This is a genomic window from Phytomonospora sp. NPDC050363 (assembly GCF_040655735.1).
Taxonomy (GTDB): Bacteria; Actinomycetota; Actinomycetes; order Mycobacteriales; family Micromonosporaceae; genus Phytomonospora.
This window is the reverse complement of sequence record NZ_JBFAKK010000017.1, coordinates 1-23,336: the sequence shown is the minus strand read 5'-3', so window position 1 is coordinate 23,336 and position 23,336 is coordinate 1. Positions and strand designations below refer to the sequence as shown.

General features: G+C 71.5%; 22 protein-coding genes. 12 read left to right on the top strand and 10 right to left on the bottom strand.

Translation table 11 applies throughout. From position 1 onward, the window contains the following. The first annotated feature begins 66 nt into the window (after positions 1–66). Positions 67–2,019 carry a glycosyltransferase gene (locus AB0I28_RS34065; protein WP_357499845.1) on the top strand — a complete coding sequence of 651 codons (1,953 nt, stop codon included), beginning with the start codon at positions 67–69 and terminating at the stop codon, positions 2,017–2,019. Between the two features lie 53 nt (positions 2,020–2,072). On the opposite strand, the gene AB0I28_RS34060 is transcribed toward AB0I28_RS34065, so the two are convergent. The 7 genes from AB0I28_RS34060 to AB0I28_RS34030 form a co-directional block, all read right to left on the bottom strand. Beyond that, on the bottom strand, positions 2,073–3,710 hold the full coding sequence (locus tag AB0I28_RS34060; RefSeq protein WP_357499844.1) for a glycosyltransferase family 4 protein: 1,638 nt from the start codon (positions 3,708–3,710) through the stop codon (positions 2,073–2,075). Between the two features lie 364 nt (positions 3,711–4,074). Then, entirely contained in the window at positions 4,075–5,358 is a 1,284-nt protein-coding gene (locus tag AB0I28_RS34055; protein ID WP_357499843.1) for a nucleotide sugar dehydrogenase, read from the bottom strand. Between the two features lie 91 nt (positions 5,359–5,449). Continuing rightward, the gene (locus AB0I28_RS34050) at positions 5,450–7,084 is read right to left on the bottom strand and encodes a glycosyltransferase family 4 protein (protein ID WP_357499842.1); all 1,635 of its coding nucleotides are present in this window, start codon (positions 7,082–7,084) and stop codon (positions 5,450–5,452) included. A gap of 77 nt (positions 7,085–7,161) precedes the next feature. Further along, positions 7,162–8,163: a Gfo/Idh/MocA family oxidoreductase gene (locus tag AB0I28_RS34045; protein ID WP_357499841.1), complete on the bottom strand. Its 1,002-nt coding sequence runs from the start codon at positions 8,161–8,163 to the stop codon at positions 7,162–7,164. A gap of 4 nt (positions 8,164–8,167) precedes the next feature. Then, the gene (locus tag AB0I28_RS34040; RefSeq protein ID WP_357499840.1) at positions 8,168–9,280 is read right to left on the bottom strand and encodes a DegT/DnrJ/EryC1/StrS family aminotransferase; all 1,113 of its coding nucleotides are present in this window, start codon (positions 9,278–9,280) and stop codon (positions 8,168–8,170) included. 307 nt (positions 9,281–9,587) lie between these two features. Beyond that, positions 9,588–10,436 (bottom strand): ABC transporter permease, encoded by an 849-nt coding sequence (locus AB0I28_RS34035; protein ID WP_357499839.1) that lies wholly within the window; start codon positions 10,434–10,436, stop codon positions 9,588–9,590. A 237-nt stretch (positions 10,437–10,673) separates the two neighbouring features. Beyond that, positions 10,674–11,456 carry an SDR family NAD(P)-dependent oxidoreductase gene (locus AB0I28_RS34030; protein WP_357499968.1) on the bottom strand — a complete coding sequence of 261 codons (783 nt, stop codon included), beginning with the start codon at positions 11,454–11,456 and terminating at the stop codon, positions 10,674–10,676. An 87-nt stretch (positions 11,457–11,543) separates the two neighbouring features. On the opposite strand from AB0I28_RS34030, the gene AB0I28_RS34025 reads away from it, so the two are divergent. From AB0I28_RS34025 to AB0I28_RS34005, 5 genes are read left to right on the top strand one after another with little or no spacing between them, the layout of a single operon-like run. Then, positions 11,544–12,386: an SDR family NAD(P)-dependent oxidoreductase gene (locus AB0I28_RS34025; RefSeq protein WP_357499838.1), complete on the top strand. Its 843-nt coding sequence runs from the start codon at positions 11,544–11,546 to the stop codon at positions 12,384–12,386. Positions 12,387–12,445: 59 nt separating this feature from the next. Further along, complete coding sequence (locus AB0I28_RS34020) at positions 12,446–13,642, top strand: glycosyltransferase (RefSeq protein WP_357499837.1); 1,197 nt, start codon at positions 12,446–12,448, stop codon at positions 13,640–13,642. Next, positions 13,639–14,148: a hypothetical protein gene (locus AB0I28_RS34015; protein WP_357499836.1), complete on the top strand. Its 510-nt coding sequence runs from the start codon at positions 13,639–13,641 to the stop codon at positions 14,146–14,148. Before AB0I28_RS34020 ends, AB0I28_RS34015 begins: the two co-directional genes overlap by 4 nt. Before the next feature lie 29 nt (positions 14,149–14,177). After that, entirely contained in the window at positions 14,178–14,759 is a 582-nt protein-coding gene (gene amrA / locus AB0I28_RS34010; RefSeq protein WP_357499835.1) for an AmmeMemoRadiSam system protein A, read from the top strand. Beyond that, positions 14,756–15,154 (top strand): hypothetical protein, encoded by a 399-nt coding sequence (locus AB0I28_RS34005; protein WP_357499834.1) that lies wholly within the window; start codon positions 14,756–14,758, stop codon positions 15,152–15,154. The genes amrA and AB0I28_RS34005 overlap by 4 nt, the downstream gene beginning before the upstream one ends. On the opposite strand, the gene AB0I28_RS34000 is transcribed toward AB0I28_RS34005, so the two are convergent. Further along, positions 15,134–15,982, bottom strand: a complete 849-nt coding sequence (locus AB0I28_RS34000; RefSeq protein ID WP_357499833.1) for a PhzF family phenazine biosynthesis protein — start codon at positions 15,980–15,982, stop codon at positions 15,134–15,136. The genes AB0I28_RS34005 and AB0I28_RS34000 overlap by 21 nt on opposite strands. A 59-nt stretch (positions 15,983–16,041) precedes the next feature. Here AB0I28_RS34000 and AB0I28_RS33995 point away from each other — a divergent pair, with 59 nt between their 5' ends. The 4 genes from AB0I28_RS33995 (at position 16,042) to AB0I28_RS33980 (ending at position 20,006) form a co-directional block, all read left to right on the top strand. Then, positions 16,042–17,292 (top strand): CBS domain-containing protein, encoded by a 1,251-nt coding sequence (locus tag AB0I28_RS33995; protein ID WP_357499832.1) that lies wholly within the window; start codon positions 16,042–16,044, stop codon positions 17,290–17,292. Then, complete coding sequence (locus tag AB0I28_RS33990) at positions 17,285–17,809, top strand: DUF1003 domain-containing protein (protein WP_357499831.1); 525 nt, start codon at positions 17,285–17,287, stop codon at positions 17,807–17,809. The genes AB0I28_RS33995 and AB0I28_RS33990 overlap by 8 nt, the downstream gene beginning before the upstream one ends. Positions 17,810–18,032: 223 nt before the next feature. After that, positions 18,033–18,827: a hypothetical protein gene (locus AB0I28_RS33985; RefSeq protein ID WP_357499830.1), complete on the top strand. Its 795-nt coding sequence runs from the start codon at positions 18,033–18,035 to the stop codon at positions 18,825–18,827. A gap of 27 nt (positions 18,828–18,854) precedes the next feature. After that, positions 18,855–20,006 (top strand): Mrp/NBP35 family ATP-binding protein, encoded by a 1,152-nt coding sequence (locus AB0I28_RS33980; protein ID WP_357499829.1) that lies wholly within the window; start codon positions 18,855–18,857, stop codon positions 20,004–20,006. A gap of 61 nt (positions 20,007–20,067) precedes the next feature. Here the strand turns inward: AB0I28_RS33980 and AB0I28_RS33975 are convergent, their stop codons facing one another. Both AB0I28_RS33975 and AB0I28_RS33970 read right to left on the bottom strand, forming a co-directional pair. Next, the gene (locus AB0I28_RS33975) at positions 20,068–20,688 is read right to left on the bottom strand and encodes a hypothetical protein (protein WP_357499828.1); all 621 of its coding nucleotides are present in this window, start codon (positions 20,686–20,688) and stop codon (positions 20,068–20,070) included. Positions 20,689–20,693: 5 nt separating this feature from the next. Then, complete coding sequence (locus AB0I28_RS33970) at positions 20,694–21,128, bottom strand: hypothetical protein (protein WP_357499827.1); 435 nt, start codon at positions 21,126–21,128, stop codon at positions 20,694–20,696. A 190-nt stretch (positions 21,129–21,318) separates the two neighbouring features. Between AB0I28_RS33970 and AB0I28_RS33965 the strand changes: the two genes are divergently transcribed. After that, positions 21,319–22,530, top strand: a complete 1,212-nt coding sequence (locus AB0I28_RS33965; protein ID WP_357499826.1) for a histidine kinase — start codon at positions 21,319–21,321, stop codon at positions 22,528–22,530. Continuing rightward, a complete protein-coding gene (locus tag AB0I28_RS33960; RefSeq protein WP_357499825.1) occupies positions 22,527–23,129 on the top strand; it encodes a response regulator transcription factor in 603 nt (200 codons plus the stop codon). The genes AB0I28_RS33965 and AB0I28_RS33960 overlap by 4 nt, the downstream gene beginning before the upstream one ends. The last annotated feature ends 207 nt before the right edge of the window (positions 23,130–23,336 follow it).

The following is a 23,336-nucleotide window of genomic DNA, read 5'->3' as shown; positions in this document are numbered from 1 at the left end:
CCGGCCTCTCGCCAATCGGACGAACGTCGTACTTGGTGCCGGTTTCCGCTGTGTAAAATCCGCCTCATGAATCACACGCCCGCCGTGACCATCGTGGTTCCCGTCTACAACGCGATGCCATGGCTGACCGAGGCGATCAATTCGATCCTCGCCCAGAGCATCGGACAAGATCAGCTGGAGGTCATCGCCGTCGACGACGGTTCCACCGACGGGGGCGGCGAGGAATTGGATCGTTTCGCGGCGGCCAACTCCTGCGTCAAAGTGATTCACCAGGAGAACTCCGGCGGCCCGGGTAAACCCTGCAACGTCGGTCTCGACAATGCCACCGGCGAGTACGTCTACTTCGTCGGCGCCGACGACTATCTCGGCCCCAAGGCGCTGGAGAAAATGCTCGCCATGGCCCGCAAGGCCGACTCCGACATCGTGCTGGGGAAGATGGTCCCGGCGCCGGGCTTCGGCAATCGCGCGCCGCGCGGGATGTGGGGCAGGACCGAGGCGAAGGTCGACCTGTTCAGCTCGCAGATCTACCTCGCTCTCAGCCAGGTGAAGCTGTACCGCCGCGCCTTCGTGGAGCGCCACGGCCTGCGCTTCCCCACCGGGCAGATGGTCTCCTCCGACCAGCCTTTCGCCGCCGAGGCGTACTTCCGCGCCGAGGTCATCTCCGTGGTCGCCGACTACGACTGCTATTTCGTGCGCAACCGTCCCGACGACAGCAACGTCACCCGCCGCACGCACGATCCGCTCCCGTGGCTCGACCAGGCCGAGCGGCTGCTGGACATGATCGCCGAATACGTTCCGGCCGGTAAGGACCGCGACCATTTGGTGACCCGCCACTTCCGTTTCGAGATCCTTCCCTGCCTCGGCGGGAAACACCCGAGGTTCGCCGACCGCTGGCTCAACCACAGCGGCCCCGCCGAGCAGCGGAAAGTGCTCGACCGGGTCAAGGAATTGACCGACACCTGGGTCACCGACATTGTGCTGGAGAAGCTGGCCCCGGATCTGCGGCTGCGCGCCTACTGCCTCCGCGAGAACAAGATCGCTGAATTGACCGAGATCGTTCGCGCGCAATTGTCGCCGGCCGAGAAGGCGACCGCCGACAACGGCAAGGTGTACCTGTCCCTGCCCTATTTCCGCGACCCCGCCGCCGGCATCCCCGACGAGATGTACGCGCTGGACAACATCCGGGTCGTCCACCGCCTCGAAACCCTCGACTGGGCCGCGAGCGGGCACCTGACCCTCGGCGGCTTCGCGCACCTGACGCAGGTCGACACCGACGGTCAGACGGTCGAGCTGCTGGTCCGCAAGCGGGGATCGGACGTGGAGTACCGCGTGGCGGCCGCCACCGGGGAGACGCCGCAACTGGCCGACGACTCGACGCCCTACGACTACACGCACGCGGGCTTCAGCGCCGGCGTCGACTTCGCCACCCTCGCCGAGGGCGCGCCCGTCGCCGCCGGGATCTGGGACCTCTCGCTGGCGGTCCACGCCAAGGGCGTCACCCTGGAGCGGCGGCTGGGCGCCGAGCGGGCCAAGGACATCGCCACCGGCCACCGCCTGCGCGTCCTGCCCGACGGCAAGGGCGGCCACCACCTCGCCGACGCCTACTTCAGCGTCGCGGGAAACCTCAGCTTCGAGGTCGGCGGGAAACTGCGCGACATCACCGACAAGGCCCGCTGCACGAAGCTCGACTCCTCGCGCTCGCGTCTCGACGTCACGGTGCACATGCCCCTCGCCGACGTCGGCGACGGCCTCGACCTTTCCCTGGTGGCGACGCGCCCGGGCAAGACCGTCGTCATGCCCACCGAGCTGCGCGCCGACGACGAGGGGTCGCTCGTCGTCTCCCACCTGTCCTCGCCGCTGATGAAGCTGCGGCCGGGCACGTGGACGGTCAAGGCGCGCCTGACCCACGAGGGCGGTAAGCGGACGCTGCCGGTCACCCGCAAGGGCGGCGCGCCCGCGACGGTCGGCATCCTGCCTCGCGTCGACGCGCTGCTGCGCAAGCTCCTGCGCCGAGGCTGATCCCACGGTCACCGGGGCGGCGCGAACACGCCGCTCCGGTGACGCCGTGGGCTCTAAGCCGGTACCTCGACGGGGTCGGGCGCCGGATCCTCGTCGTCCTGGTCCGCGCGGACGGGCTCGGGAGCCGGCCGGCCGTTCAGTTCGAGGTAGATCCCGTCGAGGATGTCGGCCTGCGTCTCCCAGTACCACTGGTCGAGCAGGCCCGGCCGCTCGTAGACCGAGCGGTAGCGCTGCGGGTCGTCCAGGATCGAGCGGACCGCGCGCACGTAGTCCTCGGTGTTCTCGGCCTCGAAGACCTCGCCCTGCCCGGTCGAGCGCGTCGTGGCCGCCATCGTCCGCACATCACTGACGACCACCGGCAGCCGTGCGTGGGAGTACTCGAAGTACTTCGTGATCAGGGCGATCTCGTGGTTCGGGAAATGGCGGATCGGGATGACCCCGACGTCGGCGGCGGCCAGGTAGGGGACCACCTGCCAGTGCGGGACGTAGGGCAGCGCGTGGACCCTCTCGACGGCGCCGAGTTCGGCGGCGCGCCCCAGGAGCTCCTGCACGTGGTCGCACTCCGGCCGCGCCACGATCAGCGCGACGTGCGTCCCGGGCAGGTGGGGGAGGGCCTCGATCATCGTGTCGAGGCCGCGCTGGGGAGCGGCGGCGCCGCTGTAGACGAGCAGCGGGACCTCCGGCCCGATGCCGCACTGCTTGCGCAGGTCGGGCAGGGGGATGTCCTCCCGCTCCTCCGGGATCTCCTTCTCCGGCGCGTTGAGGACCACGGCCGGCTTCTCCTTGAGGCCGTGCGTCTCCTGCAGAAGATCGGCGAGCCCGTCGGAGACGGTGACGACGCGGTCGGCGTACCGGGCGAACTCGCGTTCGGCGGCCATCATCGCCGGCTTCCAGCGCTCGTTGCGCGACCACGAGCAGATGCCGGGCAGGAACTCGTGGGCGTCCCAGACGAGCTTGACGTCGCGGCCGCAGGACCGCGCGCGCAGCGCCGCGCGGGCGCCGACGCCGAGCATCCGGAAGTCGTTGGCGTGGATGATGTCGGGCTTGAGGGCGTCGATGGCCTTGGCGTAGGCGAACTCGAACTCCCACAGGCTCGGGTCGATACGGCGCCAGGCGCGGTCGCCCATCAGCTTGCTCCAGAACCTCACCGCGACGCGGTCGGTGGTGGTGCTGTTGTTCCTGCGCATGGAGGACACGGCCTTGGTCTGGCGGACGCGCATGCGGACCCATCGGCGCCGCAGCTCCGCGGCGATCCGGGCGAGCTTGAGACGGACGCGGCCGAACTGGAAGCCCGGGCCGGTGTCGCCGGCGTTCTTCCGCACGCCGAGCAGGCTGCCCCGAAACCGCAGCTCGGCCTGGCGGGCGCGGACCTCACGCCGGCGGTAGCTGGCGATGTGACCCGGGGGGTATGCCAGCGGGTGGCGCCAGAACAGGCGGCGGAACTGCTCGGGGTGCTTGTGCAGGACGTCGTGGAACTCCAGGAGCCGGACCTCGGCCTTGCCGAGCTGCCAGGTCTGGGCCGGGACGGCGCTGTTGGAACGGCCGAGGAGGGTTACCTCCCAGCCGCGGTCGGCGGCCGAGCGGGCGGCCTTCTGGACCCGTGAGTCGCCGTTGACCTGGTTGTCGACCAGCATCACGATCCGGCCGCGTTCCTTGCCGAAGGCGGTGATCTCGTCGGAAAACTGTGGCACGGCTACCCCCACTGCTAGGGCCGGCTGCTCCCTCCACCGGCCGTCGGTGCGCGGTGTCGGCCCGCGCCGCTCACGATGGATCCGCGGGGTGCGACCGGGCCCGCAGCGGCGACGAGATCGCCGCCCGGACTCTCGGCCGTGCGCGGATTCAGCCGCGGTCCGGCGCTCCCGTCACCCGCGTCGCCGAAGCGCTCGTGCTCGACGGGCGGCTGCTCGCGACGCAGGCTCGCATAACGGATCATATCGGCCGCGGTGCGGCCGGAGGCCGTTCTCGGAAGCTTCCCGCCGGCCGCCGGCGGAGGGTGTGCCGACGCAGAGAAGGGCCGCCCGCACGAAGCGGACGGCCCTTCTCGCAGGTCGCGGTCTAGCCGCCGATGACCACGTGCTTCACGCCGGCCCAGTTGGCCGGATCGGTGACGCGGCGGCCGTCGACGACGACGCGGACGCCGGGGAAGTCCGCGGCGCCGAGCGTCTTGAAGTCCTCGTGGTTGGACTGCACGATCACCGCGGTGACCGGCGCGCCGTCGTGGGCGGGCAGGCCCAGCTTCGACAGCTCCTCCGGGGTGTACATCGGGTCGCTGACGTAGGGCACCGCGCCGCGGGCCCGCAGGGCCTCCACGACGGGGAAGACGCCCGAGAAGGCCGTCTCCTTGACCCCGCCCCGGTAGGAGGCGCCCAGGACCAGCACGGCGGCCCCGTCGAGCACGCCGTAGGCCTCGGCCAGCAGGCCGACGCTGTACTCCGGCATGCCCGCGTTGGCCTCCCGCGCGGCCCGCACGACGGTGGCGTCCGGGTCGTTCCACAGGTACAGGCGCGGGTAGACCGGAATGCAGTGGCCGCCGACGGCGATGCCGGGCTGGTGGATGTGGCTGTAGGGCTGCGTGTTGCAGGCCTCGATGACCTTGTTGACGTCGACGCCGGCGGAGTCGGCGAAGCGCGCGAACTGGTTGGCGAGGCCGATGTTGACGTCCCGGTAGGTCGTCTCGGCGAGCTTGGCCAGCTCGGAGGCCTCGGCCGAGCCGAGGTCCCACACGCCGTTGGGGCGGGTGAGGTCGGGGCGCTCGTCGAACTCCAGCACCGCCTCGTAGAACTCGACGCCCTTGCGGCCCGAGGCGTCGTCGATGCCCCCGACGAGCTTGGGGTAGCGGCGCAGGTCGGCGAAGACGCGGCCGGTGAGGACCCGCTCGGGGCTGAACACGAGCGGGAAGTCCTCGCCCGGTGTGAGGCCGGAGCCCTCCTGGAGCATCGGCGCCCAGCGCGTGCGGGTCGTGCCGACCGGCAGCGTCGTCTCGTAGCTGACGAGCGTGCCGGGCTTCAGGCCCGCGGCGATGGCCCTGGTCGCGGCGTCCATCCAGCCGAAGTCGGGCTTGCCGTCACCGTCGACGAACAGCGGCACCACCACGACGACGGCCTCGGAGTCGGCGGTGGCCGCGGAGGTGTCGGTGGTCGCGGTCAGCAGGCCCTCGGCGACGACCTTTTCGAGCTTGTTCTCCAGGTCGGCCTCGCCCGGGAAGGGCGCCACCCCGGCGTTGACCAGGCCGACGACCTTCTCGTCGACGTCGGCGCCGATCACCCGGTGGCCCATGGACGCGAACTGCACGGCCAGCGGGAGGCCGATCTTGCCCAGGGCGACTACACAGATCCGCATGACAGGTCTCTTCCTCTACGGGGTAGCGGTTGCCGCGCCGGGTGCTCGCCGGCCGGCCGGTCGGCGGCTCGCGGACCGCCGTGCGGGGGCCTCACGCCGACACCTCGACGGGCGCGGACGCCAGGTCCTCGTCCGGGCCGGCTGAGCGCGGCCGAGGTGCCTGCTTGCCGTGAAGCTCCCGGTAGACGCCGTCGAGGACGTCGGCCTGCGCCTCCCAGAACCATCCGTCGAGGAGCCCGGGCCGGTCGTAGACCGAGCGGTAGCGCTGCGGGTCGGCCAGGACGGCGCGGACGGCGCGGACGTAGTCCTCGGTGTTCTCGGCCTCGAAGACCTCGCCCTGCCCGGTCGCCCGGGTGGCCGCGGCCATCGTCTTGACGTCGCTGACGATCAGCGGCAGGCGCGCGTGGGAGTACTCGAAGAACTTCGTGATCAGCGCGATCTCGTGGTTCGGGAAGTGGTGGATCGGGATGACCCCGATGTCGGCGCTGGTCAGATAGGGCACAACCTGCCAGTGCGGGACGTAGGGGAGCACGTGGACCCGCTCGGCGGCGCCCAGTTCGGTGGCGCGGTCGAGGAGCTTGCGGACGTGGGCCGAACCGGGCCGCGACACGATCAGCGCGACGTGGGTCTCCGGCAGGTGCGGCAGGGCCTCGATCATCGTGGTCAGACCGCGGTGCGGGTTGACGGTGCCGCTGTAGACCAGCAGGGGCGTGCCGGGTTCGAGGCCGCACTGCTCGCGAAGGTTCGGCGGCGCGGGCGCCTCGCGCTCCTCCGCGACCTCTTTCTCGGGAGCGTTGAGGACCACGGCCGGCTTCTCCTTGAGGCCGTGGGTCTCCTGAAGGAGGTCGGCGAGGCCGTCGGAGACGGTGATGACGCGGTCGGCCAGGCGGGCGAACTCGCGTTCGGCGGCCATCATGGCGGGCTTCCAGCGCTCGTTGTTCGACCACGGCCGGGTGCCCGGCAGGAACTCGTGGGCGTCCCAGACGAGCTTGACGTCGCGGCCCTTCGCGCGGGCGCGCAGCGCCGCGCGGGCGCCGACGCCGAGCATCCGGAAGTCGTTGGCGTGGATGATGTCGGGCTTGAGCCGGTCGATGGTCTTGGCGTAGGCGAGCTCGAAGTCCCACAGGCTCGGGTCGATACGGCGCCAGGCGCGGTCGCCCATGAGCTTGCTCCAGAACCTCACCGCGAGCCGGTCGGCGGAGGAGCTGTTGTTCCTGCGCATGGGGGCGATGGCCTTGGCGTGGCGGGCGCGCATGCGGACCCACTTGCGGCGGGCGCCGGCGAGGAACTTGGCGCCCTTGAGCCGCACACGGCCCAGGAGGAAGCCCACACCGGTGTCGCCGGCGTTCTTGGCGGCGCCCAGCAGGCTGCCCCGGTAGCGCAGTTCGGCCTCGCGGGCACGGACCTGCTGGAGCCGGTAGGCCGAGATGTGGCCCGGGCGGTAGGCCAGCGGGCGGCGCCAGAAGAGCCGGCGCAGCTGCTCGGGGTGTTTTTGCAAGTGGGGACGAAACTCCAGGAGCCGGACCTCGGCCTCGCCGAGCTGCCAGGTCTGGGCCGGGACGGTCTCGGAGGAGCGTCCCAGGAGGGTTACCTCCCAGCCGCGGTCGGCGGCCGAGCGGGCGGCCTTCTGGACGCGGGAGTCGCCGTTGACCTGGTTGTCGACCAGCATCACGATCCGGCCGCGTCTCCCGTCGGAGACGGCGGTGTTGTCAGAGCCCTTTGGCACGGCTTTCCTCACTGCTAAGGCCGGCTGCTCCCCCACCGGCCGGATGGTGGGCGTTATCGGCCATCCCGTTACCGCCCCTAGTCGACACGCAGAGTCGAACAGGTCCGCGCCGACTCCAGGATCGCCGCCGAGACCTCGACGGTCCGCAGGCCCTGCCGCAGGGTGACGATCTCGCTCGGCTTGCCCTCGACGGCGTCGCGGAAACGTTCGTGCTCGACGAGCAGCGGCTCACGGCGCAGAATCGCATATCGGATCATATCGCCCGAAGCGACACCGGAGAAGGTTCTCAGCGCCTCCCACTCGTTGCTGGCCGCGCCGTTCGAGTAGAACGTGAGGTCGGCGGTGAGCGTGTCGGCGACGAAGCAGCCGAGGGCGCCGGTGACGGCGGTGAACCGCTCCTTGAGCGGGCTCAGCCAGTTCACCAGGTGGTTGACGACGGTCCCGTCCTCCAGGGAGGCGACCACGGCGACCATGTCCTCGTGCTCGCGACCGCTCTTGTGCACCGTGCGCGCCGAGACCGTCGCGTAGCCCTGCCCGGTCACCCAGGAGGTCAGGTCGATGTCGTGGGTCGCCAGGTCCTTGACCACGCCGACGTCGGCGATGCGGTTCGGGAACGGCCCCTGCCGGCGGGTCACGACCTGGTAGATGTCGCCGAGCTCACCGGCCTCCAGGCGCTCGCGCAGGCTCTGCAGCGCGGGGTTGAAGCGCTCGATGTGCCCGACCCCGGCGACCAGGCCGCGGCTCTCGAAGGCCTCGACGAGCCGCTGGGCGGCCTCGACGCTCGGGGCGAGCGGCTTCTCGATGAGCGCGCACACCCCGGCCTCGGCGAGCTGGAGGCCGACGCTCTCGTGCAGGGAGGTGGGGCAGGCGACGACGGCGTAGTCGACGCCCAGCGCCAGCAGCTCGGCGACCTCGGCGAAGACCGGCGCGCCGTAGGCGGAGCGCCGGGGGTCGCCGGCCGGGTCGACCGAGCCGACGAAGTCCACGCCGTCCAAAGTGGACAGAATGCGCGCGTGGTTGCGCCCCATCGCGCCGAGCCCGACGAGCCCGGCGCGAAGACGCCTGGTCGCTGCCGTCATAGGCCTACAGCCCCTCTCCCACTTCGTTGACACCGGCGACGATCCGCTCCAACTGCTCGGACGTCAGGGAGGGGTGGACGGGCAGGGAGAACACCTCGCGGGCAGCGCGGGCCGTCTCGGGGAGGTCCCAGGCGCGCACGGGGTTGCCGCCGACGGGCTCGCGGTAGGGCTTGAGCTCGTGGATCGGGGTGGGGTAGTACACGGCGTTGCCGATACCCCGCTCGGTGAGGGCGGCCATGAAGGCGTCGCGGTCACCGGCGTAGCGAACGGTGTACTGGTGGTAGACGTGCCCGACGCCCTCGGCGACCGGCGGCGTCTCCACCGCGGTCAGGCCCGCGTCGAGGACCTTGGCGTTCTGGCGGCGCTGCTCGGTCCAGCCGGCCAGCTTCGTCAGCTGCACCCGGCCGACGGCGGCGGCCACGTCGGTCATGCGCATGTTGGCGCCCACGATCTCGTTGGCGTAGCGCTGCTCCATGCCCTGGTTGCGCAGCAGCCGCAGCGTGCGCGCCATGCCGGCGTCGGCGGTGGAGATCATGCCGCCCTCAAGGGAGTGCATGTTCTTCGTCGGGTAGAAGCTGAAGCAGCCGGCCGCGCCGAACGCGCCGACCTGGCGGCCGTTCTGCGTCGCGCCGTGCGCCTGGCAGGCGTCCTCGACGACGGCGAGCTTGTGCTTGTCGGCCAGCGGCTGAAGCCGCGCCATGTCGGCCGGGTGGCCGTAGAGGTGCACCGGCATGATCGCCGCGGTGCGCGGCCCGATCTCGGCGGCGACGGAGTCGGGGTCGAGGCCGTAACTGCCCGCCTCGATGTCGGCGAAGACCGGCTCGGCGCCCACCAGGCGCACCGCGTTGGCCGAGGCCGCGAAGGAGAACGACGGGACGATCACCTCGTCGCCCGGGCCCACGCCCAGGGCGAGCAGCGTCAACTGCAGGGCGGACGTGCCGGAGTTGACCGCGACGCAGTGCCTGCCGTCGACGAGCTCACCGAACTCCTCCTCGAAGGCCGCGACCTCCGGGCCCTGCACGACCCGGCCACTGCGCAGCACCCGGACGGCGGCCTCGATCTCGTCGTCGCCGATCACCGGTTGCGCGGCGGGGATAGGGGCTCCACCTGCGGCCATGTGCTGTTACTCCCTGCGGATTTCGTTGTGGGGCGCCCGGTGGATCTCGCCGGCGCGCCCTTCGCTTCGGCCGGCCGCGTCCGGGCCGGTCCCGCCTGGAAGATTAACGCACAGCATCGGGTCGGTTGATGGCGCCTGAAAGCCGCCCGAGCAGTGCCTCTCCAATGGTGGAACACGAGGTTACCGGGGGTGTCGGCATGTCCGGGCGAATTCGCTCGACGTTCACCGGAAAACGGCCGCCAACGAACACCGGCGGCCCCTGACAGGGACCGCCGGTGATGGCCGGGCAACGCTTCGAAAAGAGTTCTCAGAGCTCCTTGAGCACCGAGTTCTCCAGCTTCTTGAACAGGGCCCAGCCCAGGAACAGCACCACGACGCAGACCGCCGCGGTGTACCCGAACAGTCCCCAGCTCGGAAGCTCGCTGGGATTCCAGGCCGCGTGGTGCAGCTGGATGATCCCGACATAGGGGTTGGCCATGTAGACGCCCTGGAGCCAGCCCGGAACGTTCGAGGGGTTGGCGTCGTCGCCGAGGACCTTCGAGAGCGGGTAGATGATCGGGGCGGCGTAGAACAGCACCCGCATCGCCAGCCGCATGAAGCGCTCGACGTCGCGCATCAGCACGTTCACCGAACCCAGGATGAAGGCCAGCCCCACCAGCAGGCAGGTCTGCAGCAGCACCGCCACCGGAAGCGCCCAGATCGAGGACTGGAAACCGTCCCCCAGGAACAGGGCGAACAAGATGATGATCGGAACACCCGCCGCGAACTCCGCGAAACGGGCGATGACCTTCGCCACCGGGAAGATCTCCCGCGGCACGCGCATCGTCGTGATCAGCGAGGACTGACTCGTCAGCGACCTCGTCGACTCCGACATCGCCGAACTCGCCCACTGCCAGGCGAAGATGCCCGACACGACGAACACGGCGTAGTCGCCGCCGTCGACATTGCTTCCCGCGTGGTTGTAGAGAATGCCGAAGACGAAGTAGTAGATCGCGGCCATGCCCATCGGCTCGATCAGCGACCAGAAGTAGCCCAGCACCGAACGCTGGTACTTCACCGCCAGGTCACGCTGCACCAGAGTGAGCAGCGTGGAACGGTTGCGCCACAAGGCGCGCACACCGGTCGACTTGCCGAGGGTTCGTCCGATCACCGTCACCGGAGCGACCCCTTTGTTCCGGACACGAGCTCTCCCCTGCGATAGGAGTGGATGCGGCAGGGGCTCATGATACGAGGCCGGTAAATGTGCTCGCGGACGGCTGTGCTCTCTGGTCGGCGGCGAACGAAACGCCTGAAAGGTATGGGATCGGGCTGCGGCCCCGCCTCCGGTGACGGGTTCCCGGCCTTTGGGGGTCGGGCTCGTCCTCGGTTCCCGGCCTTGGGGCCCCGCGGGAGCCTAATCCGCGTGGATCGACTCGCCGCCGTCGACGACCACGACCTGCCCCGTCACGTAGGACGCCTGCGGGGCGCACAGGAAACCGATGACCGCCGCGACCTCGTCGGGCGTGCCCGGACGGCCCATCGGCGAGTCCAGCCCCCGCTGCAGTTCATGCACAGTGGACGATCCGGTCCGGATGACGCCCGGCGCGACCGCGTTGACCGTCACGCCGTCGGCGACCAGCTCCATCGCCAGAGCCCTTGTCAGACCGAGCATCCCGGCCTTCGCCGCCGCGTAGGCCGCCTCGGCCGGGACGGCCTTGAGCAGACCCGCTGTCGCCGACACGTTCACCACGCGACCCCAGCCGCGCTCGGCCATGCCCTGCACGAACGCGCGACTGACCAGGAAAGCCGTCGACAGGTTCCGGTCGAGCTCCCCGCGCCACTCCTCGAAGGTCAACTGCGCCACCGGGCGCAGCACCGCCGGACCGGCCTTCGAGTTGAGCCCGGCGTTGTTGACGAGCACGTCGACCTCCCCGACCTGCTCGGCGATCGCGTCGGCGACACCGGCGACCTCGGCGTCGTCGGTCAGGTCGGCGACGAAGCCGTAACCGCCGATCTCGCCGGCGCGGTCGTGGATCCGGCGCGTGGTCGACACGATCGCGACCTCGGCGCCCAGCTCCCTGAGGTGCCTGGCGACGGCGAAACCGATGCCGTCCGGGCTGCCCGCCCCGGTCACCAGCGCGACCTTGCCTTCGAGGATCCCGGTGGACTGCGGGTCGACCTGGGCGCGGCGGTTCATCGTGGGGTGGGGGATGACGTCCGGGTGGGAACGCCGCGGCGGTACGGGGGTCATACCGCCGATCCTGCCATGGAGAAGAATCGGAGGATGCCTAGCACGCCGAGCAGAAGCGTCATTGTCGTCACCGGCGCGTCGGCCGGGATCGGCCGCGCCGCGGCCGTCGCACTCGCCCCGGACGCCGAGATCGTGCTGGTCGGACGCGACCGGGGCCGACTCGACGACGCCCTCGCCGAGGTCCGCGCCGCCGGCGGGCACGACGCCGCCGCCTACCGCAGCGACTTCGCCGCCCTGAGTGACGTTCGCGACCTCGCCGCGGTCCTGCACCACACCTACGAGCGCATCGACGTCCTGGCCAACAACGCCGGACTGATCTCCGGGAAGGGCATCGAGACCGTCGACGGCTACGAACTGACCCTCCAGGTCAACCATCTCGCCGGTTTCCTGCTGGCCAACCTGCTCCGCGACCGCCTCACCGGCGGCCGGATCATCACGACGTCCTCGGCGGTGCACGCCGGCGGCCGCATCGACCCCGCCCACTTCACCCTCGCCCCGAAATACCGCAAATGGCGCTCCTACGCCGAAAGCAAGCAGGCCAACATCCTCTTCACCCGCGAGGCCGCCCGCCGCTGGGGCCCCGAGGTGCTCACCGCCGCCTTCCACCCCGGCGCGGTCCGCTCCCGCTTCGGCGAGGAGACGGGCCTGTTCCGCCTCGCCAAGCGCATGCCCGGGTTCATCAGCCCCGAAGCCGGGGCGCGGACCCTGGTGTGGCTGGCGACGGCCGCGCCCGGCGACTTCACCTCCGGCGGCTACTACGTACGCGGAAAACGGCACTCGCCGTCCTCGGCGGCCTCCGACGACAAGGTCGCCCACGCCCTGTGGGACGCCAGCGCGAGGGCCACCGGAATTCCACTTCAGGACAACTCCCGGTAACCTTCGCAGGGCAATCACCCTCTCCTTCTCACCCCTTTTCGAGTGGAAGAAGCCGTCCGGTGCCCGCAAGCAGAGACGTCGCGATCATCACGCCGTGGTATCCGAACTCCCAGTCGCCCTTCGGCGGCGCGTTCGTGCAGGCCATGGTCGCCGCCACCGCGCCCGGATGCGACCGGGTCACCGTCTTCCACTGCGACCCGTGGAAGCTGCGCGACGAGTCGCGGCTGCCCGCCGTCGAGAAGGCGCACAAGCGGCTGATGAAGCGCGCGCTGCGCTCGGTTCCCGACGTCGCCGGCGCCGAACTCGTCTACGTGCCGGTGCCGTTGACCGGGCGCCCGAGCTTCGCCGAACGCGCGCACTCCTACGCCGAGAACCTGCGGCTGGCGCTGGGCGGTCAGCCCATCCCCGCCGACGTCGTCCACGCCCACGTCGGACTGCGCGGCGGCTTCGTGGCACTCGACAACGCCCGCCCCGACGCGCGCGTGCACGTCACCGAGCACTCCACCTTCCTCGACCAGGTCCTCGCCCAGCCCGACTCGCGGGAGATGTACGGCGAGGTCCTGCGACGCTGCACGAGCTTCAACGCCGTCGGCGACCCCGTCCGCGAACCGCTCGCCGAGGCCTTCCCGGAGCAGGCCGCCAAGATCGGCCTGATCCCCAACGCGATCGACTTCGGCCCGAAGCGCGCCGAACCCGTCCGCGAACTGCGCCGGTGGCTCTACCTCGGCTCGCTCATCGAACGCAAGGGCGTCGGGCTGCTCGTGGAGGCCTTCGCGACCTGCCACGACAAGGACCCCGACCTGCGCCTCACCATCGTCGGCGAGGGCGTGCTCGGCGCCGAGCTCACCGCGCGGGTCGCCGAACTCGGCCTGAGCGACGTCGTCGACTTCACCGGCTCGATCCCCCCTGCCGAGGCGCTGCGGATGATCGCCACGCACGACCTCCTCGTCCACCCCAGCCGCCTGGAGACCTTCGGCATGACGATCGTCGAGGCGATCGCCGCCGGCACGCCCATCCTGGTCACCCGCAGCGGCGGCCCGCAGGAGACCCTCGCCGGCGTCGAGGAAGCGGCCGGCGAGATGATCGACGTCACCGACGATCCCGCCACGATCAGCGAGGGCTACTGGCGCCTGCGCGACCGCTTCCCCGCCGGACTCGACCTGGCCCGCGCCCGCGAGGTCCTCGCCGGGCGCTACAGCTTCGAGGCCGTCGGCGCGCGCCACCACGAGCTCTGGTTCTCAAGGGAGCGAGCATGAGGGTCCTGTTCCTGGCCGTCGGCGGCAACCGGCGCCGTGCCGTGGCCGACGAGGCCGCGCGGGTCGTCACCGAGGGCGGCCGCGCCACCGTCGTCGTCGCCAAAGAGCGCTCCTGGCTCGACACGCCCTTCGCGCCGGGCGTCGAGGTCGTCGTCCGCTCCGGCATGGAGCTGCGCAGCCCGCCCCGCTCGATGGAGTGGCTGCTGCTGTTCCGCCTGCCGCGCAAGGTCTACCGGACCGTCGGCCGCGGACCGCTGCGCGCCCCGGTCTCCCTCATGGGCCGCCTGCACGAACGCGCCGCGCGCCGCGTCCAGCGCGGCGTCGTCCTGCCCCTGCTCCGTCGCAGGCACAAGGACGGCCCCGGCGTGCTGCACGGCAGCTCCTACGACGTGATCATCGTCGGCGACGCCGCCTCCATGCCCGACGCGGTGAAGCTCACCGCGGGCGCCAGCGCCGACGAGGTCCGCCCCGAGGTGGCCTACTCGCTGGCGCACCTCACCGGCTGATCACCCCACCCGGGGACGAACGTGGCACGATGCCACCTATGGAAGCCTTCGGCGAAGCGGTGACCAGGCTCGCGGTCGAGGCGGTGCGCCTGACGATGGCCGTCGCCACGGTCGCCCCCGACGAACTGCTCCTCGACGACGACCCCGAGCGGCTGCGCGAACCCGGCGCGTCCTTCGTGACCCTGGAGCACGGCGGCCGCCTGCGCGGCTGCATCGGGACACTCCAGGCGCAGCGCCCCCTCTACGTCGACGTCCCCCGCAACGCCGCCCGCGCCATGAGCGACCCGCGCCTGCCCCCGGTCGAACCCGCCGAATGGCCCGGCCTGACCGTCAAGGTCTCGGTGCTCACCACGCCCGAACCCCTCGACGCCGACCCCCGCGCGCTCCTGGCCGCCCTGCGCCCCGGCGTCGACGGCATCATCCTCAGCGACGGCACCCGCCGCTCGACATTCCTGCCCGCGGTGTGGAAGCGGCTCGAAACCCCGCAGGCGTTCCTCGCCGCACTACTGCGCAAGGGCGGCTGGCCCCGGTGGCCCGAGGAGGGCATGACCGTCAGCCGCTACGAGAGCCTCGAATACGTCTCGACCCCGCCACCAGGAGGCCGCACGTGACGACCGCACCCGCGCCGGAACTGCTCGCCGAAGCCCTCAAGAAGGCCGCCGTCGCCTGGGTGTCCTGCGGCGGAGCCGCCGCGCGGCCCGTGTGGTGCCTGCCCATCGAGGGCAAGCTCTACACCGTCGTCGGACCCGGCGAGCAGCCCGACCCCGGACTCTCCCGCGACCACGCCCCCCTGATCACCCTGCGCGGCGACCACGGCGGCGCCATCCTCACCTTCACCGCGACCGCCACCCCCGTCGAACCCGGCGGCGAACGCTGGGACGACCTCGTCGGCCAGATCAGCGGCAAGCGCCTCAACCTGTCCGGCACCGACGACACCGCCGCCCGCTGGGCCGCCGAGTGCGTCGTCTACGAACTCGCCCCGCCCTCAGTGGGGGAGGGCGACTAGCTCGCCCTTGGCCACCGCCGCGACGCGGCCGGTCACGCGAAGGCCGATCGCGACACCGCCCTTGGCGGCCACCTCGCAGTCCAGAATCGACGGACGCGAGATGTGCTCGCCCTGGTCGATCGTGTAGGCGGAGACCCCGTCGGAAGGCAGCAGTCCGGTGCCGGTCAGGTAGGCGCCGAGGCCGAGCGCGGCCGAACCCGTCGCGGGGTCCTCGGTGATGCCGATGCCGGGCGCGAACAGTCGCGCGTTCGCGCGGCGGCGTTCGGCGTCCCAGGAGAAGAGGTAGACCTTCGGGACGTCCGGACGCGGCCTGCTCACCGCGCGGGCGACGGCATCGGGCCGCACGGGGAGGAAGTGGTGCTCAAGGCCGGAGCCGGTGGCGTACGGCTCGCCGGCGAGGTCGGCGGAGGTCAGGCCCGCCGCGGCCAGCAGCGGACCGGCGTCGAGCGGGCGCAGCGGTGACGGCGGGGTACCGTCCAGGGTCGCGCGGCCGTCTTCGATGGTGAGCTCGAACAGCCCCGCGGCGCATTCCTGCATGACCCGGCCGGCCTTGAGCCTGCCCCGGCTCAGCAGCGTCACGGCCGTGCCGATGCTCGGGTGGCCCGCGAAGGGCAGCTCGGCGCCCGGCGTGAAGATCCGCACCCGGTAGTCGGCGGCGGGATCCTCGACCGGCAGCACGAACGCGGTCTCGGAGAGGTTGAACTCCCGCGCGATCGCCTGCAGCCGCTCGGTGTCGAGCCGCTCGGCGCCGAACACGACCGCCAACGGGTTGCCGGTGTAGGGACGGTCGGTGAACACGTCGACGATCTCGTAGGTCACAGGGGACATGCGCCGAAGCCTACGGCAGAGCGCGCTTTCCCACGATCGACAACGACTAGGCTGCCGGTGTGGCAGTTTCGGCGCTCGTGTACCTGGCGAGGCTGGCCGGTACCCTGATCTTCGATCCGAACGGGGACCAGGTCGGCCGTGTCCGCGACGCCGTCGCCCGGCCCCGGCCGGGCAACGCCCCGCCCCGCGTGCTCGGGCTGGTCGCCGAGATCGGCGCCTGGCGCCGCATCTTCATCCCCATGGGCCGCGTGACGAGCGTCGACGTCGGCGCCGTGGTGCTGTCGACCGGGCAGCTGAACCTGCGCAAGTTCGAGAGCCGGCCCGGCGAGATCCTCGTGCTGGGCGAGCTTCTCGACCGCCGGGTGGCCGTGGTGACCGACAACGGCGCTCCCCGCCAGTCCGGCGAGGTCACCGACGTGGCGATGTGCCGGGAGAGCTCCATCGGCGACTGGGAGCTGTCGCGCATCGCCGTCCGCGAGCGCACCGGCCGCCTCGGCCGCGCTCACGTCAACCAGTTCGGCTGGAACGACGTGACCGGCCTGGTGGCTCCGGCGCCCGAGCAGGGCACCGCCGGCCTGCTGTCCATTGTGGAGGGCATGCGGGCCGCCGACGTGGCGACCATGATGCTCGACCTGCCCAAGCGCCGCCGTGTCGAGCTGGCCGCGGCCCTTGAGGACGGCCGCCTCGCCGACGTCCTTGAGGAGATGCCCGAGCACGACCAGGTCGAGATCATCACCGCCTTCTCCCGCGACCGCGCCGCCGACGTCCTTGAGGAGATGGAGCCCGACGACGCCGCCGACCTCCTCGCCGAGATGCCCACCAGCGACCGCACCGAGCTGCTCGACCTGATGGAGCCCGAGGAGGCCAGTCCGGTCCGGCAGCTGCTGAAGTACGTGCCCGGGACCGCCGGCGGCATCATGACCAGCGAGCCGATCATCCTGCCGCCCGACACGACGATCGCCGAGGCGCTGGCACTGCTGCGCGAGCCGAAGAACTCCCCGGCGATGGCCGCGCAGATCTTCGTGTGCCGGCCGCCCTCGCTCACGCCCACCGGCCGCTACCTGGGGATGGTCCACTTCCAGCGGCTCCTGCGCGAACCGCCCTCGGACCTCATCGGCTCCATCGTCGACCGCGACATCGACCCCCTGTCTCCCGAGGACGACCTCACCGAGGTCACGCGGAAGATGGCCACCTACGACCTGGTGGCGCTGCCCGTCGAGGTCGACGGGCGCCTGGTCGGCGCGGTGACCGTCGACGACGTCCTCGACCACCTGTTGCCCACCGACTGGCGGGACCGAGCCCATGACTGACCACAACCGCGCGGGCCGGCCGCCGTTGTCGGAGCCCAAACCCCCCGGCCGGCTCCGGCTGCCGAAGTTCAGCTCCGACGCCTTCGGTGCCTTCGCCGAGCGTTTCGCCCGGTTCATGGGCACCGCCCGCTTCCTGGTCTACATGACCGGTTTCGTGATCTTGTGGATCGCGCTGAACCTGGTGGGCGTCTTCGGCCTGCGGTGGGACCCCTACCCGTTCATCCTGCTGAACCTGTTCTTCAGCACCCAGGCCTCCTACGCGGCGCCGCTGATCCTGCTGGCGCAGAACCGGCAGGCCGACCGCGACCGTCTCCAGATCGAGGCCGACCGCCGCCGCGCCGAGGCGTCGAAGGCCGACACGGAGTTCCTGGCCCGCGAGATCGCCTCGCTGCGCATCGCCCTGGGCGAGGTCGCCACCCGCGACTTCGTGCGCGGCGAGATGAACCGGCTGCTCGACGAGGTCGGCAAGGGCAGGTTACGCCGAGGGCCGGGCCGCGATCCGGCCTCCGCCAAGTGATCCCGGGCGTCTCGGCCCGTTTCGATTCGCCCCATGGTGGGTAACGCAATCCGATTGCCCCCGCCGGCACGTCGCCATCATCACCGGTGAGTGCCGCCACAGCCACTGGGCGTGTCGGGAGGCGTGGGCCACTCTGGAGCTTTTGGGTGCGGCGACGAAGCCGACGCGACAAAGACGACAGCGAATCCCGCCGGCGCTCCCCGGCGGCGACCCTGGAGGTGGCGTGAGCGAAGAGCAGCAGCCAAAGCGACGGCTCGAACTCAACGGACTCCAGGTCGCGGCCGCGACGGCGGCGGCGGTGACCGCGACGGTCGTGGCCTCGACGCTCGGCGTCGCGGGGACGATCATCGGCGCGGTGCTGGCCAGCGTCATCAGCACCGTCGGCAGCGCCCTCTACCTGGCCTCGATGAACCACACCAAGGAGCGCCTGCGCCACCTGCCGAAGACCCTGCGCATCGACGTGACCAAGATCGACGGCGACCGGCCCACGCGAGTGGTCGAGACCTCCGTCCAGGCGACCGAGGCGACGCAGGTCATCACCCTCGAAGAAGGTGGCACCACCACCGGGCCCGCGACCGGCCGCGCGACCGTCACCGTGCCCGCCGTCGAACCCGTGGGCGGCACCGGCGACGCCGACGCGCCGAAACGCTGGAAGGCCGTCGTGCTGACCGCCCTGGTCGTGTGCGCGCTGACCTTCGGCGTCGTCACCGTCACCGAGGCCCTTCTCGGCCAGCCCCTCGCCGGGCTCTTCGGGCAGGCCGACGGCGCGACCGGCACCAGCCTCAACAACGACTCCCCGCCGCAGGGCGACGACCGGCCGGGCGAAGACCCCGAGCGGCCCGCGCCCACCGACAGCGACACCGACAAGCCGACGCCGACGCCGACCACGCCGGGAGAGTCACCCTCCTCACAGTCGCCTTCGCCGTCACCGACCCCCTCATCGCCTTCTCCCTCGTCAACCACCTCGCCGACCCCTCAGGACGGCGTCGGGGACGGCGAGGACGCGCAAGGCGCCTGAGGGTTACCGAGACGTAGAGTGGGAGCCATGTCCGCGCCAAGCACCACCATGGAAGACGCCGTCCGCGCAGCGCTCGCGACCGTCGACGACCCGGAGATCCGCCGGCCCATCACCGACCTCGGCATGGTCGACACGGTGTCCATCGAGGGCGACGTCGTGGCGGTCCGGATCCTGCTCACCATCGCGGGCTGCCCGATGCGCGACAAACTCCAGCGCGACGTGACCCTCGCCGTCACCGAGGTCCCCGGCGTGGCCCGCGTGACCATCGACTTCGGCGTCATGTCCGACACCCAGCGCAAGGACCTCCAGACGAGCCTGCGCGGAGGGGACCGGGCCGAGCCCGTCATCCCCTTCAGCCAGCCCGGCTCGCGCACGCGCGTGTACGCGGTGGCCTCCGGCAAGGGCGGCGTCGGCAAGTCCAGCGTCACGGTGAACCTCGCCGCCGCGCTGGCCGCCAAGGGCCTCCAGGTCGGCGTCGTCGACGCCGACATCTACGGCCACTCCGTCCCGCGCATGCTCGGCGCCGAGGGCAAGCCCACCCAGGTCGAAGAGATGATCATGCCGCCGCAGGCGGGCGGCGTGAAGGTCATCTCCATCGGCATGTTCACGCGCGGCAACGCCGCCGTGGTGTGGCGCGGCCCGATGCTGCACCGCGCCCTCCAGCAGTTCCTCGCCGACGTCTACTGGGGCGACCTCGACGTCCTCCTCCTCGACCTGCCCCCCGGCACCGGCGACATCGCCATCTCCGTCGCCCAGCTGCTCCCCGGCGCCGAACTGATCGTCGTGACCACCCCGCAGATGGCCGCCGCCGAGGTCGCCGAGCGCGCCGGCGCGATCGCCATGCAGACCCACCAGCGCCTCGCGGGCGTCGTGGAGAACATGTCCTGGCTCGAACTGCCCGACGGCTCGCGCATGGAGGTCTTCGGCGCGGGCGGAGGCGAGACGGTCGCGGAGGCGCTGACCAAGCTCGTCGGCGCATCGGTGCCGCTCCTCGGCCAGATCCCCCTCGACCCGGGCCTGCGCGAGGCCGGCGACGCCGGACGCCCCTACGTGCTGTCCTCCCCGGACGCGCCCGCGGCCAGGGCACTGAGCGCCATCGCCGACCGCCTCGCCGTCCGCCGCGAGAGCCTGGCCGGCAAGCCGCTCGGCCTGCTCAACGGCCCCGGCGGCCGCAAATAGCACGCGAAACGGGCGGGGCTCCCCATGAGCCCCGCCCGTCTCTCCTTCCCCAGGACACGCCCTACGCCATGAACAGCAGCCCGACGCCCGTCAGGACGTCGATGACGCCGCACGCCTCGGCGTAGGAGCGCGAGACCGCCTTGCCGGTCTTGAGGTGCCAGAAGTCCCACAAACCGTGGAAGAACCAGCCGGCCGCGATCAGGTAGCGGCCCAGGTCGGGCTCCACCGCCAGGGCGACCAGCCCCAGCGCGCCGAAGGCCAGCATGCCCAGCGCCTGGAGCCGGAAGGTCCCCGAGCCCCGCGAATGCCCGTCGACGACGCCCCACACGAGCACCACCAGGGCGATGCCGTAGAGCACGGCCGCCGGCGAGATGACCTCCGTGGCGCGCAGGACCCCGATCAGCGCCGCACCGACCAGCACGACCGGCCAGGTCGCACCGGGCCGCTCCAGCTTGGCCACGACGAGGTAGACCAGCGGCAGCAGCGGGAAGAGCTGGATCACCGGCGCTATACCCCCGTCGCCCCCGGAGTCGAGGACGATCGCGGCGGCGGCGAGCAGGGCCAGTGCGGTCGGCCAGCGGTCGGTGACGGTGCGGGCCCAGTGGCGGCGGGGAGCGGTCTCGGTGGTCACGGCGGTGCCTTTCGGGGCGGTGGCGGAGTCGGTGCGCATGGGGTCGGTCATCGGGCTCACCGGCCGTACTCGGACGGGCGGATCAGCATGGCCAGCAGCATCGCCGGCAGCATCCCGATGTGCTCGACCATCATCAGGCCGTGCTCGCCGATCACGCCGGTCCACAGCAGCGGCAGCGCGGCCAGCACCGGCACGAACATCGCGGCGGTCATCTCCAGGCAGGGCGCCCAGCGGTGGCCGCGGAAGCGCATCCAGGCGACCATGCCGATCGACATGTCGAGGGCCATCAGCAGCGCGCCGGTGGTGGCGCCGCCGGGGATCTCGGCGTCGAGCAGGGCGAGGACGCCCATGCGGGCGCCGCCCAGGACGGCCATGCCGACGATCATGGCGGCGACCATCTCCAGGAAGTGGCGGGTGAAGGGCCACCATCCGCGGCGGCCGTGGTGGTGGTGGTGGGTCTCGGCGGGGCGGGTCTTCGTCGTGGTGTTCACGGCTTCTCCTCGATACAGGGGCGGGGTATCTCCTGTAGAACAGCCTCGCCGAACACGAGCCCGGCCAGTAGTGCCGAAACCGCAGGCGATCGGGTGGAAATGTCACGGGTCCCGATGACATCTGTCATTGATCGGCGGGCCCGGCGGCTGGGGCCCTCCTCGCGTGGCCGGGCGCTGCCACAATGGCCGCATGACCGCGCCGGGCACCGACGACCGTGCCGCCAACGGGCTGGGCAACCTCCGCCGTTTCACCTGGCTGACGCTCGTCGCCAGCATCGTCCTCACCCTCATCGGCGTCCTCGGCTGGCGGCAGTTCCGCGACGAGACGCCGCTGTGGTCGGGGATCGTGGGCATCGCCGCGCTGGCCGTCGTGTCCGTCGCCTGCGTGGTCGCCTTCTACCACCGGCTCGCCTTCAAACGGACCACGCCGCCTGCCGAGGCGGCCGCCGACCGGCCGCCACCGGCGCCCGTCGCGTGGCTGGTCGCCGGAAGTGTGGCCGCGGTCGTGCTCGCCGCCCTCATCCTCGCCATCGACCCCGGCGACGAGGCATGGTGCGTCGCCCCGGCCTCCATGGTCACCGTCATCGCGATGTTCCTGCGGCCGGTCGACCGGCGGGTCCTGATCGCCGGAGCCGTCATCGCAGGCACCGCCGTCGAGATGATCCCGCCCGTGGCCGCCGGCGACGACCGTGTCCTCGGCGTCCTGCTCGTGCCGTCCATCGTCATCTTCACCGTCTGGGTCGTCTATGGGCTGCTGTGGGCCTGGGACGTCGCCGAACGTCTCGACACCGCCCGCGGGCTGGCCGCCGACCTCGCCGTCACGCGCGAGCGGCTGCGCTTCGCCGCCGACCTGCACGACATCCAGGGCCACCACCTCCAGGTGATCGCCCTCAAGAGCGAACTCGCCGCACGTCTCGCCTCCCGCGACCCCGACCGGGCCGCCGCCGAGATGCGCGAGGTCCGCGAGCTGGCCGCCGACGCGCTGCGCGACACCCGCGCGGTCGTGCAGGGCTACCGCCGCACCACCCTCGACGCCGAGATCGCCAACGCCGGGCGGGTCCTGGCCGCCGCCGACATCGAGGTCGCCACCCGCCTCGACCCGGTCGACGAGCTGCCCGAAGCGGCCCGGCACCTGCTCGGGCTGGTCGTGCGGGAGGCGACCACGAACGTGCTGCGCCACAGCGGCGCGCGCTTCGCCGAGGTCGACTTCACCGTCGAGGACGGCCGCGCCCTCCTGCGCGTCGGGAACGATGGAGCCCACGACTCCGGCGGCGACGGCGGTACCGGGCTGCGCGGCCTGGCCGCCCGGCTGGCCGAGGCCGGTGGCGAACTGACCTGGAAACGCGAGGACGACCGCTTCGCGGTGGCCGCCTCCCTGCCGCTAGACCGGGGGACTGGATGATCCGGCTGCTGATCGCCGACGACGAGGATCTGCTGCGCGGCGCGCTGGCGGCGCTGCTGGCGCTGGAGCCCGATTTCGCGGTCGTGGGGGAGGCGTCCACCTCGACCGACGCGGTCCGCCTCGCCCGCGAGCACCGGCCCGACATCGCCGTGCTGGATCTGGAGATGCCGCCCGCCGACGGCTTGGCCGCGGCGATGGAGATCGGTGCGGAGCTGCCGACGAGGATCATCCTGGTGACCCGCCACGCCCGCCCCGGAGTGCTGCGCAGGGCACTGGCGGCAGGGGTGAGCGGTTTCGTGCCGAAGACCACGGCGGCGGAGCGGTTGGCCGAGATCATCCGCGAGGTGGCGGCGGGGAGACGGTACGTGGATCCCGACATCGCGGCTTCGGCGTTGACGGAGGACGCGTGTCCGCTGACGGGGAGGGAGCTGGAGGTGTTGCGAGCGGCCAGGGGCGGAGGGTCGGTGCGCGACATCGCGGCGGAGGTGCATCTGGCGCCGGGGACGGTGCGGAACTACTTGTCGGCGGCGATGACGAAGCTGGGCGTGGCGACGCGGCACGCGGCGGCGCACAGGGCGTGGGAGGAGGGGTGGATCTGAGGTGGGGGAGGGGGTTTCAAGGGTTTCGAGCCCAAGCTCAAGCCCAGGACTGACCTCAGTTCTCAGCTGTCAGTTCTCAGTCCTCAGTCCTCGGCCCTCAAGGTCAAGCCCTTGGCCGGGGGCTTCGCCCCCCGCACCCCCACCGGAGCTCCGCCCCGGACCCCGCTGGGACTCCGTCCCAGACCCTGCTGGGAGGCTTCGCCCCCA

Coding starts and splice junctions, on each gene's coding strand:
- AB0I28_RS34055 (WP_357499843.1), bottom strand. CDS start 5,358: ATGCGGATCTGTGTAGTCGCCCTGGGCAAGATCGGCCTCCCGCTGGCC.
- AB0I28_RS34025 (WP_357499838.1), top strand. CDS start 11,544: ATGCCTAGCACGCCGAGCAGAAGCGTCATTGTCGTCACCGGCGCGTCG.
- AB0I28_RS33990 (WP_357499831.1), top strand. CDS start 17,285: ATGACTGACCACAACCGCGCGGGCCGGCCGCCGTTGTCGGAGCCCAAA.
- amrA (WP_357499835.1), top strand. CDS start 14,178: ATGCCACCTATGGAAGCCTTCGGCGAAGCGGTGACCAGGCTCGCGGTC.
- AB0I28_RS34000 (WP_357499833.1), bottom strand. CDS start 15,982: ATGTCCCCTGTGACCTACGAGATCGTCGACGTGTTCACCGACCGTCCC.
- AB0I28_RS34040 (WP_357499840.1), bottom strand. CDS start 9,280: ATGGCCGCAGGTGGAGCCCCTATCCCCGCCGCGCAACCGGTGATCGGC.
- AB0I28_RS34065 (WP_357499845.1), top strand. CDS start 67: ATGAATCACACGCCCGCCGTGACCATCGTGGTTCCCGTCTACAACGCG.
- AB0I28_RS34045 (WP_357499841.1), bottom strand. CDS start 8,163: ATGACGGCAGCGACCAGGCGTCTTCGCGCCGGGCTCGTCGGGCTCGGC.
- AB0I28_RS33965 (WP_357499826.1), top strand. CDS start 21,319: ATGACCGCGCCGGGCACCGACGACCGTGCCGCCAACGGGCTGGGCAAC.
- AB0I28_RS34015 (WP_357499836.1), top strand. CDS start 13,639: ATGAGGGTCCTGTTCCTGGCCGTCGGCGGCAACCGGCGCCGTGCCGTG.
- AB0I28_RS33975 (WP_357499828.1), bottom strand. CDS start 20,688: ATGACCGACCCCATGCGCACCGACTCCGCCACCGCCCCGAAAGGCACC.
- AB0I28_RS34030 (WP_357499968.1), bottom strand. CDS start 11,456: ATGAACCGCCGCGCCCAGGTCGACCCGCAGTCCACCGGGATCCTCGAA.
- AB0I28_RS33960 (WP_357499825.1), top strand. CDS start 22,527: ATGATCCGGCTGCTGATCGCCGACGACGAGGATCTGCTGCGCGGCGCG.
- AB0I28_RS33980 (WP_357499829.1), top strand. CDS start 18,855: ATGTCCGCGCCAAGCACCACCATGGAAGACGCCGTCCGCGCAGCGCTC.